The 21,030-nt window shown below is 54.3% G+C and carries 14 protein-coding genes; 7 read left to right on the plus strand and 7 right to left on the minus strand.

Annotated features, from left to right (window positions below; all coding sequences use genetic code 11):
- Window positions 1-538 precede the first annotated feature (538 nt).
- Both recQ and DTL42_RS02895 read right to left on the minus strand, forming a co-directional pair.
- Complete coding sequence (gene recQ / locus DTL42_RS02890; RefSeq protein ID WP_114367978.1) at window positions 539-2,731, minus strand: DNA helicase RecQ; 2,193 nt, start codon at window positions 2,729-2,731, stop codon at window positions 539-541.
- 576 nt (window positions 2,732-3,307) lie between these two features.
- The gene (locus DTL42_RS02895; protein ID WP_114367180.1) at window positions 3,308-4,468 is read right to left on the minus strand and encodes a xylose operon transcription regulator XylR; all 1,161 of its coding nucleotides are present in this window, start codon (window positions 4,466-4,468) and stop codon (window positions 3,308-3,310) included.
- A gap of 224 nt (window positions 4,469-4,692) precedes the next feature.
- Between DTL42_RS02895 and DTL42_RS02900 the strand changes: the two genes are divergently transcribed.
- Complete coding sequence (locus DTL42_RS02900; protein WP_114367181.1) at window positions 4,693-5,841, plus strand: Gfo/Idh/MocA family protein; 1,149 nt, start codon at window positions 4,693-4,695, stop codon at window positions 5,839-5,841.
- 151 nt (window positions 5,842-5,992) lie between these two features.
- Here DTL42_RS02900 and DTL42_RS26175 read toward each other — a convergent pair whose 3' ends face one another.
- The gene (locus tag DTL42_RS26175) at window positions 5,993-6,166 is read right to left on the minus strand and encodes a hypothetical protein (protein WP_158545203.1); all 174 of its coding nucleotides are present in this window, start codon (window positions 6,164-6,166) and stop codon (window positions 5,993-5,995) included.
- Between the two features lie 240 nt (window positions 6,167-6,406).
- Between DTL42_RS26175 and DTL42_RS02905 the strand changes: the two genes are divergently transcribed.
- The 3 genes from DTL42_RS02905 (at window position 6,407) to DTL42_RS02915 (ending at window position 10,339) form a co-directional block, all read left to right on the plus strand.
- Window positions 6,407-6,916 carry a shikimate kinase gene (locus tag DTL42_RS02905; RefSeq protein WP_114367182.1) on the plus strand — a complete coding sequence of 170 codons (510 nt, stop codon included), beginning with the start codon at window positions 6,407-6,409 and terminating at the stop codon, window positions 6,914-6,916.
- Between the two features lie 282 nt (window positions 6,917-7,198).
- Complete coding sequence (locus DTL42_RS02910; RefSeq protein WP_114367183.1) at window positions 7,199-8,377, plus strand: TIGR03364 family FAD-dependent oxidoreductase; 1,179 nt, start codon at window positions 7,199-7,201, stop codon at window positions 8,375-8,377.
- A 78-nt stretch (window positions 8,378-8,455) separates the two neighbouring features.
- Window positions 8,456-10,339 carry a metallophosphoesterase gene (locus DTL42_RS02915; RefSeq protein WP_114367184.1) on the plus strand — a complete coding sequence of 628 codons (1,884 nt, stop codon included), beginning with the start codon at window positions 8,456-8,458 and terminating at the stop codon, window positions 10,337-10,339.
- On the opposite strand, the gene DTL42_RS02920 is transcribed toward DTL42_RS02915, so the two are convergent.
- The 3 genes from DTL42_RS02920 to DTL42_RS02930 are packed head-to-tail and all read right to left on the minus strand — an operon-like array spanning window position 10,336 to window position 15,552.
- Window positions 10,336-13,503 (minus strand): efflux RND transporter permease subunit, encoded by a 3,168-nt coding sequence (locus DTL42_RS02920; protein WP_114367185.1) that lies wholly within the window; start codon window positions 13,501-13,503, stop codon window positions 10,336-10,338. The genes DTL42_RS02915 and DTL42_RS02920 overlap by 4 nt on opposite strands.
- A gap of 11 nt (window positions 13,504-13,514) precedes the next feature.
- Window positions 13,515-14,849, minus strand: coding sequence for an efflux RND transporter periplasmic adaptor subunit (locus DTL42_RS02925; protein ID WP_158545204.1), 1,335 nt, complete (start codon window positions 14,847-14,849; stop codon window positions 13,515-13,517).
- Complete coding sequence (locus DTL42_RS02930) at window positions 14,818-15,552, minus strand: TetR/AcrR family transcriptional regulator (RefSeq protein ID WP_114367187.1); 735 nt, start codon at window positions 15,550-15,552, stop codon at window positions 14,818-14,820. The genes DTL42_RS02925 and DTL42_RS02930 overlap by 32 nt, the downstream gene beginning before the upstream one ends.
- Window positions 15,553-15,855: 303 nt before the next feature.
- On the opposite strand from DTL42_RS02930, the gene DTL42_RS02935 reads away from it, so the two are divergent.
- Complete coding sequence (locus DTL42_RS02935; protein ID WP_114367188.1) at window positions 15,856-17,826, plus strand: SHD1 domain-containing protein; 1,971 nt, start codon at window positions 15,856-15,858, stop codon at window positions 17,824-17,826.
- A gap of 58 nt (window positions 17,827-17,884) precedes the next feature.
- On the opposite strand, the gene DTL42_RS02940 is transcribed toward DTL42_RS02935, so the two are convergent.
- Window positions 17,885-18,610 (minus strand): AraC family transcriptional regulator, encoded by a 726-nt coding sequence (locus tag DTL42_RS02940; protein WP_114367189.1) that lies wholly within the window; start codon window positions 18,608-18,610, stop codon window positions 17,885-17,887.
- Window positions 18,611-18,746: 136 nt separating this feature from the next.
- Here DTL42_RS02940 and DTL42_RS02945 point away from each other — a divergent pair, with 136 nt between their 5' ends.
- Together DTL42_RS02945 and DTL42_RS02950 are read left to right on the plus strand one after the other, a co-directional pair.
- Window positions 18,747-19,694 (plus strand): dihydrodipicolinate synthase family protein, encoded by a 948-nt coding sequence (locus DTL42_RS02945; RefSeq protein WP_234824050.1) that lies wholly within the window; start codon window positions 18,747-18,749, stop codon window positions 19,692-19,694.
- A 15-nt stretch (window positions 19,695-19,709) separates the two neighbouring features.
- Window positions 19,710-20,975, plus strand: coding sequence for an NAD(P)/FAD-dependent oxidoreductase (locus DTL42_RS02950; RefSeq protein ID WP_114367190.1), 1,266 nt, complete (start codon window positions 19,710-19,712; stop codon window positions 20,973-20,975).
- Window positions 20,976-21,030 lie beyond the last annotated feature (55 nt).

Genomic DNA, 21,030 nt, shown 5'->3' on the forward strand with positions numbered 1-21,030 from the left:
TTTTTCTCCCTAACGCGATGTCGACGTGCTTTTGTGTTTCTTGCCCAGATCTATCGCACTCAATGTTGTTGTTTTCAAAGCAGCGTAGTTCAACGGAATCAAAGCCCCGCATAAAACCGTACGACTGCGGCAAAAAACCACCAGATCGGCACTATATTGATCCCGACAAACAGCCAATGAAATTCAGCCGGAGGATCGCCATGACACCGCCCCACGTTAATCCAATGAGCAGCGAGACTCCCATCTGCTGAAGCATGTTGAGTTGTCCGGCCCACTGCACCTCGTAGGCGAGTAGTACGGAAAACAAGGCGATTACCCCAATTCCGTCTGCCCAGTGAATTCGAAACTCGCCGTCATCCTCCGACGTCACCAGCTTTAGAAACGGGTATAAAGAAGACCATCAGTAAGCAGCCGACGCCGCATCCGTCGAACAGTTGCAGGGCACATCCATCCCACCACCAAGGTTCGGCGTGTCGGCTACGGTCTGTCTTGGGTTCCGCTTTCTGGTCGTCTGCCGATGGGGCGTTCACTGGCTACCTCAAGCCGATTCCCGGTTCTGTAAACAGGCAATCACAATCCGGATTTCTTCGTACGGCACTTCTTCTCCCAGGTGTTCGTAAATGGGCCTGAGTGCTCGTTGGCCGCATTCTTCCAGAGCGGCTTCCACGCGGCGGGCCGTTTCACCGGTAACCCAGGCGGTAGGATCTTCCAGCTTTTGTTCGCGGATGAACTGTTCGAGGTAGCCCTGGACGGTAGTATTGGCCCGACCGATAATCGCGGCGACTTCGTCCACCATTTTCCCTTTAGCGAACAGCGTGAACGCATCTTTGAGGGCCGGTGATTGATTCTTGGGCGGTTCTCGGCGAGGGGCAGCGACCACCTCGGTTTCCAGCGCATCGACTTCCAGACCTTCTTGCTGACAATAAGCGACAATGTGCTGGGTGAACGTCTCGCCGTAGTCTTGGCACTTTTTATCGCCGACCCCTTTCATTAAGCGGAAGCTTTCGAGCGTGGAGGGACGATGCCGCGCCATTTCGCGAAGCGAGCTATCACCGAACACAATGTACGCCGGGATGCCCGCCTCGGCCGCTTTGTCTCGTCGCAGCGTCCGCAGCGATTCAAACAGCCCACGATCGACACCTTCCCAATCGTCGGCCTTCCCTTTGCGTTTGGGGCTATCCGCTTTCTCGGCTTCCGCCTTGGTGAGCTTCGGAGTGATCTCGCCGCGCAGCAATTGGCGTCCGCTGTCGGTCAGCTTCAGAATGTTGTATTCCCCCGTCTTCGAGAGGAAACGCTGTCCCACCAGTTGCTCAATCCAGGTCCTAACGGCGCGGATGCTTTGATCTTGAAGCAGGCCGTAAGTGCTTAATTCGTCATGTCCGAATTCAAGCACCCGCTTATCGCGTGAGCCGCACAGCACTTTAGCATTGTGATCCGCACCGAAACGTTCACCGGTCCGGACAATGCACGACAAGATCTTCTGACCTAGCACCAGCCCATCTTCGACCAGATCGACCGTTCCCAGGCAAACATCACAGGCCTCGCACTCTTCTTCTTCGAGTTCTTGCCCGAAGTAGCTAACCAACATACGATGGCGACACTCGGTGCCGATGCAGAAATGATCGAGGGCTTCCAGCGAATGGAACGCCGATTTCTGTGCTGCGTCAGGCAGGTCGCCGAGCATTTTCTTCCAGGTCATCATGTCGCCGCTGGAATACAGCAACACGCATTCCGCTTCCAGGCTATCACGTCCGGCCCGGCCACTTTCCTGCTGATAACTTTCCAGCGACTTGGGCATCCCGGCGTGGACCACGTAGCGAACGTTCGACTTATCGATACCCATACCAAACGCCACCGTGGCAACGACGACGTCGACCCGTTCTTTGATGAACGCGTCTTGATGGTCTTGGCGTTGTTCGTCGCTGAGGCCAGCATGGTAAGGGAGTGCTTTGATGCCGACGCTATTAAGTTGTTCGGCAATCGATTCGACATCGGCTCGGCGGATGCAATAGACAATGCCTGATTCGTTAGGGTGGCGGGCGATTACTTCTTGAATCTGGGCGAAACGATCTTTCCGCCGCACGACCCGGTACATCAGGTTCGGGCGGTCGAACGAACCGACCAGCAATTCAGGATCAACCAAGCCCAACTGCTGGGCGATATCTTGTCGCACGCGTTCGGTCGCTGTGGCGGTGTAAGCATGCACCCCAACGCCTGGGAAGCGGTCCTTCAGCATCCGCATCATGCGGTATTCTGGCCGGAAGTCGTGCCCCCATTCGCTAATGCAGTGCGATTCGTCGATCGCAAAGAACGAAACGTTCGCTTCGGCCAGGAAATCAAGCGTCCGCTCGGACAAAAGGCGCTCAGGGGCCAGGTAAAGAATCTTGGTCGCTCCACTACGAATATCAGCTGCAATCTCGCGGCGTTCACTCAAGGTAATTGTGCTGTTGATGCACGCCGCCCGAATGCCGCATGCTGCCAAGGCATCGACCTGGTCTTTCATTAACGAAATCAACGGCGACGCCACCACCGCCAAGCCAGGCTTGCAGAGGGCCGGCACTTGGTAACAAAGCGACTTGCCTCCGCCAGTCGGCATAACGACGACCGAGTCGCGATCGTCCAGCACCGATTGCATGGCTTCCTGCTGCAAGGGGCGAAAACATTCGTAGCCCCAATATTTGTGCATGGTCGCCAGCAATTGGTCGGATGTGACGGTGGAGGTTGATTCCATTGCCTCGCCTGGTTGAATGTGATCAAACCGCAAAATCCGGATCACTGTCTCATTTGATACAAGGTTTGCGGTGGCTTTTCAGTGTAAAGATGTGCCGTCGAAGCGGCAACCGCTTAGAAGATGAAGGCAGCGTTTCACTAGTTACCACACTTTTCTGAACGCTCCCCCAATAGTTAGGCATCACAATGCAACGCTTGGGCACTTTTTTGATTGCTGGTTTCACGTCGCTGTATGGTGGTCTGCTGCTGGCAGCAGACGAAACCTATCAACTTGGCGAGTAGATTATTGCCACAGAGGGTATCTCGCTGGTCTCGACAAATTTTGCTTGAGCGATCTCGAAAGTTCCGTGATCGATTTAAACGCTTTTGGGAAATGGCACCTGAAGACACCATTACCTTGATCATCCGAGCCCAGATTTAAACATCGCTCGAACAATATGCGGCTGCCAAGCAAAACCTGGCCGCTTGCCTGGCGATAGCCCCCCAAGATGCGGAAGCCTTATATACGTTAGCCGAAGTCGATTTCGCCCGAGCAGAACTCGCGCGATTGGAAATGATGCCCTAGGCCCGCGTGCTGTTAGCTCGGCTGAACTTTGCGGCGATAGGCGGTTGGTGAGAGGCCGGTCTTCTTCCGGAAAGTAGCGCTCATGTATTCGACATGCTCGAAGCCGGCCCGGTCTGCGATGTCGCCAATACTAAGGTCGGTGTCGTGCAGTAATTGTCGGACCTTGTCGATCCGCTGATGCACGATCGCTTCGTGCGGGGTTTGGCCGGTGATTTGCTTGAAACGGTATTCAAGCACTCGGCGGGTACTTTCAACCGCTTTTAGAACATCTCCCACGTTAATTCCATCGCAAGCATGTTCACGGATGAACTGCATCGCCATGCCCACCAACGGATCGTCGGTTGCCAGCACGTCGGTCGAACGCCGGGTAGCCACGCCGAGCGGGGGAATGAACAGTTGTTTATGCCGAACCGGCTCCCCTTTCATCATCTGGTCGAGCAAGCGAGCCGCTTCAAAACCGGTACGACGGCTATCAGGGATCACGCTGGAAAGTGGCGGCGAACAAAGATCGCACAGCAGCCGATCGTTATCGACACCGATGACTGCTACCTGACGTGGGACGTCAATTTCCAACTCGCGACAAGCTTCCAGGAGGAGTTGGCCCCGAATGTCGTAACATGCCATGATACCGATCGGTTGAGGCAGCCGCTCGATCCATCGATCGAGCCGTTGCATGTTCCGAGGGTTTGATTCCTTGCCGTCTTCACTGGTTGGCAGATCGAGCACATGGCAGCCGTAGCCTTGCTCGGCAAGCGCCTCGACAAAATACTTCTCGCGCCACTTACTCCACGCGAACGACGAATCGCCACAGAAAGCAAAGTTGGCAAAACCACGCTGCAGCAAGTGTTCGACCGCCAGTTGGCAAATCGCGCGGTCGTCCGTTTCAACGCAGGGCAAGTCGGGCATGAGACGCGCGGCGCTGACATCGACGATCGGCATCGGCATCTGCTTCATGGCCGTTGCAATCTCAGGAGTTTCGATCCGCGCAATGATCCCGTCCCCTTTCCATTGCTTGAGCCACTTCGGCGGTTTCGCTCCACGGCCTTGCTCGGGCAGGAAGATTGACCAGCGCTGAAATTCTTCCATATAACGCACGACACCATCGAGTAGCCCTCGCGCATATTCATTGGAAGTTTCGATGAGCAGGGCAACCTCTTTGCGAGGCGGAATCATGATGTCGTCCTCGTGTCGAAGGAAGCAAAAAGATGATAAAGATGAGAAGAATGGACTTTGAGAATCGCATGATAGCCTATTTATGGCGGCAAATCTCCCTCCGCTGTGAAATATCTCCATTAGTTTGCGGGTTTTCTCATGGCTATTGTTAACATATTTTGTAGGTTAAAAAGGATCAACCCTCGAACCTACACCTCGTCATTTACCCCTCTCAGGTACAGAACATGAGTGACAAGACATTTAACGTGGCAATGATCGGACTCGGATTCGGAGCTGAATTCATTCCGATTTATCAAGCCCACCCCAACGCCAACGTGTACGCGATTTGCCGACGTGATGAGGCCGCTTTGCAGAAGTCGGGGGATATGTTCGGTATCGAGAAGCGATACACGTCGTACGACGACGTTTTAGCCGATCCGCAAGTCGACTTCGTCCATATCAACTCCCCAATTCCTGACCATGCGTGGATGTCGCTCAAGGCCCTTGATGCCGGCAAACACGTCATGTGTACCGTTCCGATGGCCACGACAATCGACGAATGCCGTCAAATTGTCGAAAAAGTTGCCGAAACGGGCCTGAAGTACATGATGGCCGAAACGGTCGTTTACAGCCGTGAATACCTCTTCATCAAGCAACTGTACGAATCGGGCGAACTGGGCAAGATCCAGTACATGCAAGCTTCGCACCCGCAAGACATGGCAGGTTGGCCGGAATACTGGGAACGAATGATCCCAATGCACTACGCCACGCATGTTGTCAGCCCAGTGCTGGGCTTGGTGGATGGGCTGGCCGAGTACGTTAGTTGCTTCGGTTCAGGCAGCATCAACAACGAACTGGCCAAGAAGTCCGGCAACCCCTACGCGGTCGAATCGTGCCATATCAAGATCAAGGATAGCGACGTCGCCGCCCACATCTGGCGATTCCTGTTCGATACGGCTCGTCAATATCGAGAAAGCTTCGATGTCTACGGCACCAAGCAAAGCTTCGAGTGGTCGCTCGTCGAAGGGGAACCGCACGTGCTGCATACCGCCAAGAAGCCAGAGCCAGAGATCGCCTCGCATGTCGAAATTCCCGACTTTGCTCACTTGCTGCCCGAACCGATTCAGAAGTTTACGCAGTCGATCGAAGATGCCGCGCATCTTTCGTTCATCCAAGGTGGCGGCCACGGCGGATCGCACCCCCACTTGGTCAACGAGATGATCAGCTCCCTGCTGGAAGATCGCGACCCACGTCCTAATGCGGTAACCTCCGCCAACTGGACTTGCGTTGGCATCTGTGCCCACGAATCGACCATGAAAGGTGGCGAACTGGTCCGCTTGCCGGAATTCACGCTACAGCAGCCGTCTGGTAATAAAACGGTTGCGGCTTCCTAACGTTGCCATTTTCTAGTCGCTGGAATTTGCGACCAGGAAATGCGAAGCGAAACAAAGAAACGCTCGGGACGTTCCCAAAAACGTGCCGAGCGTTTTGCGTTCAGTCGCGGCCAACTGAGTGTTGGCCGCAAGAGGTTTGCCTAGCCAATACTTAGATGGCCAGGGCTTTGCCGATCACGCCAGCTTGACGCTGGTAACATTCGCTGCGGCGAAGAAACTTGGCCTTAGCCGGAACACTGTGAGTGCGACCTGCCATGCGACGGTATTTGTCGGCAAGGGCCTGTTTCACTGCAAGCTTGTTTTCGATCTCGGACTTCTTGGTCATATAGAACGATGCCTCAGGGACATACTTAAAGGATTCGCGCGAATCCGAACCGGCTAATTCTACTCTTTGACGGGGCCACGATTCTATCCCGATTCCCCTGTCAGTAACCATTTTTGGGAAGTCCGCAATTTGTTCGTCTTTCGCCCTCAATTGGCGGCGATTCGGTCTTGGCAAAAAAAGGGGTTTCGCGTGAGATAGCAAATACGATTTCACGCAGAATATTTCGTTTCAGGATTCTCAATGGCCGCTGCAGCTTCCCACAATGTCACTCTGATCGGCATGCCAGGTTCCGGCAAAAGCACCATTGGGGTGGTTTTGGCCAAACGAATTAATCGTCAATTCGTCGATACCGACCTGATCATCCAAACTACGCAGCAGCGAACCTTGCAAGAGATAATGGACTCTGAGGGTTTCGCAGCGTTCTGTCAGATCGAGGAAGAAGCCGTATTAAGCGTTGACGTTGACTATCATGTGGTAGCCACCGGCGGCAGTGTTGTTTACGGGCCGGAGGGGATGGCCCACTTGAAAAAACTCGGCCAGGTTGTCTTCTTAAAGACCGGCCTAAAGACCCTCGAAGAGCGTTTGTCGAACATGGCCACGCGCGGCATTGCCTTAAAACCGGGGCAAACACTAGAGCATCTCTTCCACGAGCGCAACCAACTCTACTCCGAATACGCCGACATCACGATCGCGTGCGACGGGCTAAACGTCGAACAGATTTGCGAAAAGATTGAAGTAGCTTTGGGCTAACCTGCGTTCGCTCTTTTAGTTTCTGTTACCGCCAAACGTCTGCAACATGAAGCTATCTTCGCGTGCGCGCTGCAATAACCAGAAAATCACGTATGTGGACCAACTTCGTCAAGATGAAGTTAAGACGAGGGGGCAAATCATCAATCAAATCGACGCAAAATGTCATCGTCGCGCGTCCCCTGGGCTGACATAATCGTCCATCATCAGTAGCTCTGGCCGATTCCGCTGGCGGAAACAAGCAACCGGTCAGGATAATATCTCTGCAAAAGGACGCGCACGTTTATGGATTTCGACTTAATTGTCATCGGTGGTGGAATTGTCGGTCTGGGGCATGCTTGGGCAGCGGCCAAACAAGGCCAATCGGTGGCGGTCTTCGATAACAACTCACGAGCCGAAGGGGCCAGCATTCGCAACTTTGGCATGGTTTGGCCGGTCGGTCAGCCAGCCGGACCTCAGCGGGCTCTCGCCCTCCGCAGCCGTTCTTTGTGGCGAGAACTAGGTGCAGCCGCTGGATTTCCGGTGCACACTTGCGGCTCGCTCCACTTGGCACACCATGAAGACGAGATGGCCGTGCTGAAGGAGTTTGCTGCTTCAACCGCTGCCGATGGCCTCGATATCGAACTGGTCACCTCAAAACAAATCGCTGCACTGACTTCGGCTGCCAATCAAACCAATTTGCAAGGTGGCCTCTATTGCCGTAGCGAGCTGCGTGTCACCCCTCCGATTGCGATCAGTTCCGCAACGTCCTACCTTGCTACGACACTGGGGGTGCAATTCCACTTCGAGACACCGATCACCAAGGTCGAATCTGGCGTAGCGTTTTCGGCAGACGGCCAGTCGTTTACCGCTAAGCGCATCGTGATCGCCACAGGGGCCTACTTTCAATATTTGTTCCCCAAAATCCACAAAGCCGAACGACTGCTTTTGTGCAAGCTGCAGATGTTGCTCACCGAAGCGCAACCAGCCAATTGGCAGTTGGGGCCACACATTGCCAGCGGGCTCACGCTACGACACTATCCTTCGTTCATCGGCTGCCCTTCTCTGGCTGCGGTAAAAGAACGGATCGCCCAAGCTTGCCCGGAACTCGACCGATACGGCATCCACGTCATGGCCTCGCAAGCGGACGGGGGTGGTTTGATCTTGGGTGATTCGCACGAATACAACGACGATATCGAACCAACCGACAAGGCGGAAATCGATGCGTTGATGTTGCAAGAGCTGCGTAAGATTATCGATGTCCCCAATTGGAACATCGCCCGCCGCTGGAGCGGTCTGTACGCCAAACACCCGAGCCAGATGTGCTTCGTGCGGGAAGTTTGCCCTGACGTGTTAGTCGTCAATGGATTCGGCGGCAACGGTATGACTCTCGCGTTGGCGTTCTCTGAAGCGATCATTCATCGCTGGAAAGATTCAGCACACCTGGAAGCGTTACACGGCACGCCGGTGAGCGATCGCCACTAAGATCAACTGGCCCACACAGCCTAAGCGCACCCTAGCCCACTCAAACAACAATCAACTTTCCCTTGGAGAATTTTCATCATGCGTTTTGCCTGGTTACCCACTTTGGCGATCGTGCTGCTATCGACTACGCAGGTAGTGCTGGCACACGATGGCCCTGATCCGCTTGCTCGTTGGCGGTTCGATTCGGAATCGATCGTTCCCCAGTCCGACAAAGCGATCAGCCTACGTGCCCGTCGCGGCCCTGATGGGACGATCGTTGGCAAGCATCAGATTCTAGGCAAGAAGTATGATGAAACGTTGTATTTCGCCGGCGGCGAAAGCGGGGTTCTCTTAGCCGAAAATCACAAAGACGCCCAGAAATATCTTCCCACCGAACACATGACCGTTTCGTTGGTTGCCTCGATCGATCAGCCACAAAAATGGGGTGGACTCATTGGCGTGGTCCAAGACAACGGCAAGAACGAATCAGGCTGGGTCGTCGGTTACAACGAAGAAGTCTTCACGTTCGCTTTGCGTGGCACCGAGGGAACGGATCGCTTGACCTACCTGGCCGGTAAAACAAAGTACGAAAAGGGCAAGCTTTATCACGTGGTCGCCACCTACGACGGCAAGCTGATGCAGTTGTTTGTTAACGGCAAACTCGATGCGGAAAGCAATGCCCAGGCAGGGCCGATTTACTACCCGGAGCAAACACCATTCGTGCTAGGTGCGTTCTGCGACTCCGACGAGGTCAACGGACACAAAGGCCGCATTCGTGAAATCGTGCTCTACGATCTGGCCGCTAAACCAGCTTGGGTCGCCCACGACTTCGAACACAATGCCAACCTCACTTCGCTGCCAGCCGAAGAAGTACAGGAACCGCTTGACTTCGTCATGAAGCCTTACCTGCAGTTCGGCACCCAAACCTCGATGACGGTGATGTGGCGCACCAACCGCCCTGGCTCGGCCACGCTGTACTATGGTGAAACGGATGAATGCCCCCAAAAGATTGAGGTTGCCGACGCGAAGGAGATTCACGAGATTAAAATCGAGGGCTTGGAACCAGAAACCCAATACTTCTATCGCACCGAAACCCGCTTAAAACCAGAGGACGAACCTCTTTCAAGCGAAGTTGCCACCTTTCAAACGGCTGTCAAACGCGACACGCCGTTTGCTTTCGCCGTGATTAGCGATACCCAAGGCAACCCTAAAGTCAGCGGCACCGTCGGTGATTATGCTTGGGCTCAGCGTCCAAGCTTCTTGCTTCACGCTGGCGACCTGGTCAGCACCGGAAAGAATGAATCGCATTGGACGCAACATTTCTTCCCAAGCATGAACCCACTGATGCGGCATGTTCCCACTTTCCCAGTGTTGGGCAACCACGAACAAGATGCAAAGTTCTACTACGATTACTTTTCGTTGCCTGCTCCGGAATACTATTACCAATTCCGTTTCGGCAACTCCGATTTCTTTATGATCGACTCGAACCGGAATGTTGGTCCCGATTCCGAGCAGTACAAATGGCTAGAGAAAGCGTTGTCGGAATCGGATGCGACGTGGAAGTTTGTTTGCCACCACCATCCCCCCTACTCTTCCGACGAGAATGATTATGGCAATCTCTGGAAGACGAACAAATCGACCCGAGGTGACTTAGACGCGCGGCAATTGGTTCCGCTGTACGAGAAGTACAACGTCGATATCGTCTGGAATGGTCACATCCATTCGTACGAACGAACCTGGCCGGTTCGCGAGAACAAGGCCGTCGTCGCAGGAGCCCCGGTTTATATGATTGTCGGTGGTGGTGGGGGCAACCTAGAAACCCCAGGCCCGGTTCGCCCCTTCTTCATGAACACGGTTCGCCGTGGTCATCATTACGTCATGGTCCGGATCAATGGAACCAAGCTAGAGTTCCAGGCCTACGACATCGAAAACCGTTTGTTCGACGAGATGGTTATCTCAAAGAAAACAGTTAGCGATAACTAAGAGTATTGGGGTAACCCGTCTTCCGAAACCGGATCGGCCTGCGTTGTCGCGGCCGATCTGGCAGACGCTGACTTTTTGTGTCCGGACCAGGACAGAACAGCCGGGTTCGCAAACACCATGTGAACGGTCGGCACAAACGTAAGTGCTAAGATTGTCGCGCCGACCACCCCCCCGGCAATCGCAATAGCCAACGGCGGCCAAAAACCACCCCCTGCTAAGACCAGCGGCATGAAGCCCACCACCGTTGTCGCTGTGGTGGCGACGACATGGCGTGTCCCTTTCATGACGACCTCGCGCACGGCCAAGGGATCTCCAATTCGGGCTTTTTCGTCTTCACGTAGGGCCGCTAAAACAACGATCGAATCGTTAATCGCCACCCCAATCAGCCCCATCGTTCCAATGATGGCCATGAACCCAAACGGAAATCCAAAGAGCCAAAGCGAGGCCAATCCGAGCCCGACCGACAGGAAACCAACACAACCAATCAGCGCTGCCGCCCGAAACGAGCTAAAGGAAAGCACCAGCGTGGCGACCATCAAAACCATAAGCACGCCGACACTCGACATCAAGTTGCCGATGGCCTGGTTTCGTCCTTTGGCTTCGCCGCCAAGAGACAAATGATAGCCAGGCGGCAGTTCAATGCCTGCCGACTCCATCCGGGCTTGCAGTTTGCCCAGCACCACCGAAGGCAAGACGCCCGCGCGCAGATAGGCCTTTACTTCGTTCATTCGCTGCTTATCGAGCCGAGTCACCGCAGATATCTCAGGCTTGAGTTCCAAGGAACCGATTGCTGATAAAGGAATAGTTTTCAGCGGGCCTTCCCCGTTGATCGACGGCGAAATCAGATCGAGCGACGAGATATCGGACAACTTGGCACGCTCTGCTTTAGGCAACCGAACCCGAACGGGAAGCTCTTCTGTTTCCTCAAGCACGGTTCCCCCTAGGGCTCCTTCGGTAGCGGCGGCCAGTTGCCGGGCGACTTGAGTATGATCGAGTCCCGCCAAGCGGGCTTTTTCTTCGTCTAAGACCAGCGCAAACTTCGGTAAGTCATCTCCCAAGTCGCTTCGAGTATGTGAAACTTCAGGAATTAAAGCCAATTGAGCCCGTATCTCTTCACCCAGTTCACGCAGCACGTACAAATCGGGCCCAAACAGTTGCAGTTCAACCGGTGCATCGAACGGCGGACCTTGCTCTAGTTGTCGTGCGATCGTTCTGGCTTCAGGCACTTCCCGATCGAATGTCTTTTGCAGGGTGTTAATCACTTCCTGCGCTACCTCAGCCGACTTCAAGTGCACGATCGCCTGCCCATACGGAGCATTGTTTTCGCGTCGCTTGACAATGTTGTAATAGAACGACGGGGCACTTTGACCTAGCACCCAATCGATACCGGTGACTTCAGGGTGCGCCAAAGCGATTTGACTCAGCTTCTTTGCAACTGCTTCGGTGTGATAAATAGATGCTTGGGGAGGGAGTTCCAGTTCGATTTGAAACTGGTTTCGATCCGCCGCAGGAAAGAACTGCTCTTGCAGCAAGCGTGCCTGAACGAACCCCAGCAGCGGCAAGAAGATCGATATCCCAATACTGAACAACGGACGCCGCAAGAGAAAGTCGACCGTATTTTGCCACGCCAGGGTCAACTTCGGGCTATGCAACCCATTGATCCACCAATGCCGACCGAGCGCATCGGAGGTGTTCTCGAAAATCGCGGCCAGGGCTGGCGTGACCGTCATCGCCAAGAGAAACGAACTGGTAATCGCCAGCATCACACTTGTCGCGATTGTTCCCACGAATTCACCCGCCGGACCAGGCATAAGGGCGATGGGCGCAAACGCCAAACCAGTCGTCAGGGTACTGCCAAACAAGGGTATCGCCAGGTGACGCGTAGCCGCCGCCACGGCGTGCGCGGCTTCGTCTCCTTCTTCCATGCGGGTCTTCACTTCATCGACCATCACAATCGCGTTATCGATCAGCAGCCCCAAGGCAATAATCAGCCCGGTGATCGACATCTGGTGCATAGGAATCTCCATGGACCGCATGCCAGCCAGCACCATGAAAGCCGATAAAGGGAGGGCCGTTCCCACGACAACCGCACTGCGCCAACCCATGAGAAAGAAAATCACGAAAACAACGGCCGCTCCTCCCATAAGCAAGTTCCACAACAAGTTGACCAGCCGGGCTTCCACGTAGGGACCTTGCTCGAACATGTGGGCGACTTCCACCCCACGCGGCAAGTGTGCTTCAAAGTCGGCAATTACTTGTTTGGCTTCTTCATTCCAAAGATCAAGTCGAATATCGCTGCGAACCAACGTTCCGATAATTACTGACGGTTTCCCTTGCACAATCGACATGCTTGCCGGAGGTTGGACGATCCCTTTTTGCACCGTGGCAACATCCCCCAGGCGGACAAAACTTCCTCCACTGCCGTAGCGAATTGGCGTGCTGGCGATTCGGTCGATTGAATCGAGTTCGCTGTCGACTTCCATCAAGAAGTCAGACTCGCTCGAACGCACCTGGCCGGCAGAAAGCTTTGCATCGCTGGCCGCCAACTGCTGTGCCACGTCGGCGGCGGTTAGCCCCACACTGGCCAACTGAGCCTGACGAACTTCGACGGCGATTTCTTCTTCCGGATTACCAAACGTTTCGACATCTTCGGTCCCTGAAATCGCCCGCAAGCGATCTTCAAGTTGTTCGGTCAGCCGCAAGAGGATTGCATAGTTCGGCTTATCGTCCAGCGTCCACTTCAAGGCCAGGATGGTCGCGTAGGCCTTGGTCGTGATCATCTCGATATCCGGCTCGCCCGCACCAGCCGGGAACAGCGTCTTGGCGTCGTCGATTTTATCGCGAATCCGAGACCAGACCTCTCCCACTTCGTAAACATCGTCCCGTAACTCGATCACCATCGCCGAAGCGCCAGCTCGGCTGGTCGAACGAATTTCCTTGATCTCTTCGATCTCTTGCAGCTCTTCCTCCATCCGATCGCTGACCAGCACCTCGACACGGTCGGCTCGGGCCCCAGGAAACAGGGTGGTTACAATCGCAAAGCGGGGTGTGAGTGTCGGGTCTTCGAGCCGAGGCAGCACAAAGTAGGAAGAGAGTCCCGCCACAATGATGATGGCAATCGATAGGACGAGCAGTCGCTTATCACGAAAAAACGCGTTGAACATCGCTTTCCCTTTTAGGGAGTTTTTTGAGCGGAGACAATTTGCACTTGCATACCTGGTACCAGGCGGTTGATTCCTGAAGCAACCACTTGTTCTTGCGGTAGCAAGGTTCCTCGGACAAAGGAGCGTTCGCTTTCGCTATAAAGAACTTCGACCTCACGACGGGCGATCGTCCCTGCTTCTTCCACGACGTAAACCGACCACAACCCACGCGAACCTTGCAGCAGGGCGGAATTGGGAAGCCAGAAACCGTCTGCATTCCGGGTACTTTCCAAGACCAAGCGAGCGACCTGAGATGGAACAAGCCTTTGCGATGATTCCGGCCCTAAGGTCAGCACCACCGTTTGCGTGCGGGTGATGTTGTCCAGTTCGGGAACAATGCCGGATACGGTACCTAGCCTGGTTTGATTTTCGACATCAATCGGAAACGTCTCACCCTTTTTAAGTTGGCCGACAACTTCCGGGGGCAGTCCAAACCAAGCTTCGATTGGCTCGTGCTGAACCAGGCGATAGATGGCCATGCCAGGCGTAACCACCGTTCCTTCGTCGACATTCCGCTGCGCAATCGTTCCCGGGTAAGGAGCAACCAACAGGGTGTCTTCCTGTTCCAACTTCAAGTCGGCAAGTTGGGCGTCGAGTTGAGCGACTTGAGCTTTCTGGGCTTCGATCTGCTCAACCCGCGTTCCTTCCTTGAGTTCTTCTAGTTGACTTTGCGCCGAATCGAGTTGGCCTTGGGCAGCATCGGTTCCAAAGATGGCATCGTCGAACGATTCCTGGCTAATTGCGTTTTGTTCAATCAATCGCTGTCGTCGCTCTTTGGTGGCTTGCTGCATCTTCAACTGGGCCGTTAAACGACGCACTTCTGCTTCGGCAGCGGCTATCTGCTCCTTCCGAGGCCCAGCGATTAACTCGTCCAGAATGGCCGCCTGTTGGGCACGTTGAGCTTCCGTTTGCTGAATGCGAGCGGCCAGGTGCCGATCGTCGAGACGGGCCAAGACTTGCCCTTGAGAAACGGCGTCTCCCTGATCGACTTCTAAATGAACAACCTTGCCAGCAAGTTCAAAACTGAGCGTACTGGTCCGGGCAGCGACCAGCGTGCCGGTATAGCTTCGATGAGCTGCATATTCGGTACGCGGCGATAAAGTGACGACTTCCACCGGAATTAGCTCAGGCGTGCTGGGGATCGCTGCTGCCGTTGGCGAAGCATACCCAGAAGCTAGTGTTACGGCCGCAATGAGCACCGCTACGATGCATCCACCGGCAGCAAGACGAACCGTCCATTGTTGACGCTTCGTCCACTTTCGGGCAAAAAGAGACTCACCGGAGGGCGAGTAGCTGTTCGTATTCATCTGCAAAGGTCTCCTTAAGAGCCTTTTGAAAGACCGCTTCGTAATCATGCTGGGTCGATAATGCTTTCCAGCCAAAACCATCAAGCATCTGATGGATGCAATCGCGAATCACTAAAGCCGGATCGTTGATCCCAACGTCAAGCAAGGAATTGCTGGTCGACATCAATGTGTACGAGCCAAACGAGATCGACCAGAGGCCGAAGACAATATCCTCAGGCGTTAACTTGCCTGGCAATGTGAGATCGCCCTGAGCGACCGCATCGCGCACAATGCCGGCGACTATCCCCGTACAAGCATGCTCGCAAGTTCGCAATATTTCTTGCCTTTTCTCCGAGGTTTTCTCCCAGATAGAAGACAATCGTACTACTTGTTCGACATGGAAATGATCCGGATACAACCGCACGAACAACTCTCCGGCAACCGCCACGGCAGTCAACCGTTCGCGTGATTTTCCTCGAAACAATGAAGCTCTTTGGAACAACGAGGTTCGTTTCTTTTGGGTCTGTACTGCCAGGGCCAGAATAATGTCTTCTTTGTTGGGAAAATGGCGATAGACGGTCCCCTTGCCATATTCCACGGCCTCGGCAATCCGATCCATACTCAACCCCAAGTAGCCATCGCGCAAGAGCATCTCACGGGCAACCTCTAGGATTTTTCCTTCTCGCTCTTGGATCTCGCGTTGTTTTCGGCTGAGTGTTGTCATTGCCCCTTCATATTGGACGAAACGTCCACTTTCTGCAAGTCAAAACTTTTCAAGTCGGATGGAAACCGGTCAAATCGGTTGCAGTCTGAATTACAATAGCGACATCTGCCTAAATTACGCCACCCAGAAGAGTGAATCCGTTCGACTTGGTGTTTGCTTTTTTGAGAAAAAAAATCTCTTCGCCCCTAAGAAAAGTACCGGCTGAACGAATGGGGTACTGGTAGAATAAAAACCTCCAGCAACACACCTTATTTATATTTTTTCCTTGACCCGCCTTTTCATTTCACTCGAGGGGCTGCTTTCATGAGCTATTCCAAGCAACTCACCCGATTTTGCCTTGCGCTAACAGCATTAGCCACTTCCTCTATTGCTATTCAAGCAGGTTCACCCACCGGTGCCTTATCTAAATACGCCGAAAGCCGTTCATGGTCGAACGATACGGGACAATTTCGCATCGATGGAAAGTTGCAGTCCGCCGAAGACAACAAGGTAAAGATTCTCAAGTCAGATAACCGAGTCATTACCGTCCCATTGGATAAGCTGAGCGAAGAAGATCAGAAGTTTGTCAACGAGTTCCTAGCTGCTGAAGCCAAGCAAGAATCTCCAGCGAATCCGTTTGCTGGGGGAGAGAAAGCCAATCCATTTGCTGGGGGCCAGCCAGCTTCGGCCATGCTGAACGATCCGTCGCAAGGAGGCATTCCCCAGAAGATGGCGGTCGTCGGCGGCGTTCGCCCGATCACCGCCTCACCCTCACCGGGGCTATGGGATGTAAAACCACCTTTTGCTTTACCCCCGCTGAAACTTCACGATACGATCGTTCCGCTGAATCTGCCGAAACCGTTTGCCTCGAAGTTAACGATCGGGGCCGGAGGCCGAGGTCCGACGGTGGTGCTGAACAACTATAAGCAAAGCCATCGCCAAGAAGAAAACATAAGTCGCTTCGTTATTTACGATCCGGTTACCGAGCAAGCGTCGCCGATTGTGGAATACAACCAGCCGTGGAAGTTGATGTCTGTGGCTCCCAACGGTGGAATGATGGTCGCCGTGCGAGACAACGGTTGGGGACGGGGCAGCGACCTGGCATTGTTCAAGATCGAAGACAATCAACTGAAACCGCTCTACTGGTTTAACGCCGTGGCAGGCGACCGAGAGGAAATCTACTGGGCTTCTTTCCTGCCAGGCAACCGCCTAGCCACGATTAGTAGCGAGAAGCTCGTCATCATTTGGGATTTGAATAATCCTGCTGGTCCCAAAGCCGTTTATCAGGGAAGCACGGGAGGGCCGAAGAAAGCAATCACTTCTCCTGCAGGCGAATTGATGATTTTTCCTGCTGGCAACAATATTGCCGTGGTCGATACCATCAATGCCAAGCTTGCTGGCTGGATCGAGCGGGAGACCGCCCCGACCGAGTTGGCACTTTCTTCCGACGGGCGAACCTTGGCGGCGTTTCACCCGTTCGCAGTCACGCTTTACAGCATGGAAACGGGGGCCGAACTGAAGAAGTTTGCCGTATCCCACGGTTTCTCTGAGGTTAATTTCAGGTGGATCGGCGACCATTTAATGGTCGGCAATGTGGTATACGACGTTCAGCGCGAGTTGGCGATTTGGAACTATCAAGGCTTGCCTGATGGTTACGATGTCTACTACGGGGACTATCATCTCGCCGCTTTCGGCGAAGATAAGCGTACGACGCTTACCATCTTCAAACTGCCGCATGCGGCAGCTTTGGCTGCGGCTGAGAATGTCGATCCTTTGGCCGTGTACGCGATGCGACCAGGTGACGGCGTGAAAGTGGTTTTCAACTTGAGTGGGGCCCCCGCCCAAGTTCAGCAAGATGCGCAGAATGCGGTTCAAGCCAAGATAGACGAGTTGGGTTGGGTTAAACTCGACAACGCGGTTACCGTGATGGAAATCACCGTCGAGCCCCTTAAGCAAGACACGCAAGACTACTACGTCCGCAAAGGCTTCGGTCCCTTTTTTGCTCCCTCGTTCGGTCAGCCTACCGGACCGAAAGAAACCGTCACCTTCACCCCTTGGAAGCATTCGCTGGTGATTAAAGTCGGCGGGAAGCAGATCTACAGTACCGGTTATACGCGGAGTGCTCCGCAAAACTTGCAATTAAAGGAAAACGAGTCCCCTCAAGCCGCCGTCAATCGCATCGTGCAGCCAGACGGCAAGTCGTTCAAGACGATGAAAGTTCCGCCGCATCTGCTCAAGCCAGAATATCAAGGTGGCATGGGGAGTTCGCGTCTGACGAAAGCAGGCTTGAACTAGCGTTTTGAAAACACACTGGCAAAGGGCCGTTCGTGTCTTCGTCGTCACGAGCGGCACATTATGCGTTGCGATAATCGCGCGGCGACATCCCTGTCGCGCGGCGGAACTGTCGTGTGAAGGCGCTTTGGTCGGCGTAGCCGGCCTGCAACGCGATCGAGGCAATTGATTCCTCCGAGGTTCTTAGCAATCGCTGAGCCAGATCGATCCGTAGCTTTAGCAACCACTGCCCTGTTGTCAGACCAAATACGCGGCGCATACGACGATCGAGTTGATAAGGAGACATTTTGGCGATCTGGGCCAGACGTTTTACGCTTGGTGGGTTGGTAAGGTCGGCTTCGGCGTGTTGGATTGCATCGATCACATGCTCGTATTCTTCCGTGGCCAAGTCTGGCAGACGCAAGTCTTGTGACACGCCAACCAGCCCAACCACTTGGCCAGATTTCGAGCGTAACGGCAGCTTACTTGTCAGGCACCATCCCACATCACGTGTCGCGTAGAAATGGAGCTCGAGTTGCCCCACCAACGGCTGCCCCGTGGCAAGCACCTTCTTATCTTGATCTTCAAAACTCTGCCCGAGAGGAAGCCGCAGCACCTCGAACGGGGTATGACCGATCAAGTCCTCCTTGTTCCGCGCACCGCAGCGCTGTACCAAGGTGTTGTTGACCACCAGATATTGCCCCTGGGTGTTCTTGATGAAGAAGACAATATCCGGCAAATGATCGAACAACTCTTCCCCGGTGAAGGGTGGATCGAGTTGACTTAGCATTTCATGAATTGGCAGCATGGTGCGATTCCCTCTATTATGCGCAAATTCAAGTCTGCAATCTCTTGATTGTCAAGACATCTACCTTGTTTTGACGTTATGATCTAGTTTCACGAAAAGCATTCTGAATCCTTTACCACCTCCGACGAGAGTTCGCGTGAACGACAAATCGAAAATCTTCCGCGGTTGCATTCCGGCCCTGATGACCCCCTGCTCTGCCACTGGCGAGCCGAACTTCGAAGCTTTGGTGGCCAAGGGGAAACAATTGATCGAGGCCGGTATGACGGCCGTCGTCTATTGTGGCTCGATGGGTGACTGGCCGCTATTGACCGACCAACAGCGACAGGAAGGGGTTCGTCAGTTGACCGAAGCTGGCGTGCCGGTAGTGGTAGGGACCGGAGCCCAAAACCCGAAGCTAGCCGCCGCCCATGCCGCTCATGCCCGCGAAGTTGGCGCAGCCGGCTTGATGGTGATTCCTCGCGTCCTCTCGCGCGGCACCTCGGCCAGCGCTCAGCGACATCACTTCGCCGGTATCCTCTCGGCTGCGGGGGATCTGCCCAGCGTTATTTACAACAGCCCGTATTACGGATTTGAAACCAAAGCCGATCTTTTCTTTGATTTGCGACGCGAGTTCTCGAACTTGGTCGGCTTCAAAGAGTTCGGCGGATCGTCTTCGCTCAGCTATGCTGCCGAGCACATCACCGGCACCAATCCCGATTTGGTCTTGATGGTTGGCGTCGATACCCAGGTCTATCATGGCTTCCTCCGTTGCAACGCCAAGGGAGCCATCACCGGGGTTGGTAATGCCCTGCCAAAGGAAGTGCTGAAGCTGGTTGAACTGTGCGAGAAAGGGGCTGCTGGTTGTGCCCAGTCACGCAAGTTCGCTTGGGAACTGAACGAAGCATTGACCGTGCTTTCGACCTTCGACGAAGGCCCGGACTTGGTGTTGTACTACAAGTATTTGATGGTCCTAGAAGGCAGCCCCGAATACGAACACCACTTCAACGAAACCGACAAACTAAGCTCCAGCCAACGCGATTACCTGAAGGCCCAGTGGGAACTGTTCCGCGCGTGGTGGGATAGCTGGACCGGAAAAGACGCGTAGCACCAGGCACCATCCATGATTACATCTAGCAAGCCTGACAGCGTGATTGTTGTCGGTGGGGGCGTCGTGGGAATTGCCTGCGCGCACTACCTGCGAAAGCTCGGTCTTGAGGTTACCGTGATCGACCGAAGCACGATCGCTGGTGCCTGTTCACATGGCAATTGCGGCTATATTTGCCCGAGCCACGTATTGCCGTTAACCGAGCCGGAAGCGATCCGCACAGCGGTCAAATCGCTCTTTCAACCCAATGCCCCATTTCGGGTGAAACCCCGTTTAAGCCCGGCGTTATGGAATTGGATGTGGCAGTTCGCCCGACGCTGCAATCATCAGCAAATGCTTAGAGCAGGCGTCGGTTTGAAAGCGATACTCGATTCGTCGATGCACGAGTATCACCAACTGATCGCCCAAGAATCACTCGATTGCGAATGGACCACGCGTGGTTTGTTGTATGTGCTGCAATCGGAACGAGGCATGGAAACGTTTGCCGAAAGCGATCGCTTCCTGCAAGATCACTTCGGGGTGGCAGCCCGGCGGATTGCAGGGGCCGACTTGCCCGCTTTCGATGCGGCATTAAAACCAAACTTGGCCGGGGCTTTCCATTACGAAGGGGATACCTCGGTACGACCCGATCGCCTGAACAGCCAATGGGTCGCTCGCTTGAAAGAACAGGGAGTCAAATTCGTCGAGAACTGCATGCTTCTGGGCATCGAAAAGCAGCAGGGGCGTATTACTTCGTTGCAAACTTCGCAAGGAAAACTTACTGCTGATCGCGTGATCATCGCCACCGGTGCCTGGAGCACCCAACTGGGGACCATGCTAGGTTGTCGCATCCCGATTGAACCAGGCAAAGGGTACTCGGTAACGATGTCGCGGCCAGATCCGTGCCCGAGCCATCCGATGCTGTTCCCTGAACACAAAGTGGGCGTTTCGCCGTTCGAGGGTGGCTACCGCCTGGGATCGATGATGGAGTTCAGCGGTTACGATACCACCATTCCACCACGCCGTATCGACCAGCTTCGTCGTTCGGCGGAACCATATCTGATTACTCCGGCCACTGAACAGTCTCAGCAAACCTGGTACGGTTGGCGGCCGATGACCTGGGATAGCTTGCCGATCATCGGTCCGGTACCCCGTTTGCAAAATGCCTACCTAGCCACTGGGCATAACATGTTAGGGGTTAGCATGGCGACCGCCACCGGCAAGCTGATTGCCGAGATGGTCACCGTCTCTCCCCCACATATCGATCCTGAGCCATACTCACCACTGCGGTTTGGTTCGTAGAGAGGAGTTGGGTAGGGAATGCGTTTCGCTGGCGTATCGATTTAGGTTAGAATTG

The organism is Bremerella cremea (assembly GCF_003335505.1).
Taxonomy (GTDB): Bacteria; Planctomycetota; Planctomycetia; order Pirellulales; family Pirellulaceae; genus Bremerella; species Bremerella cremea_A.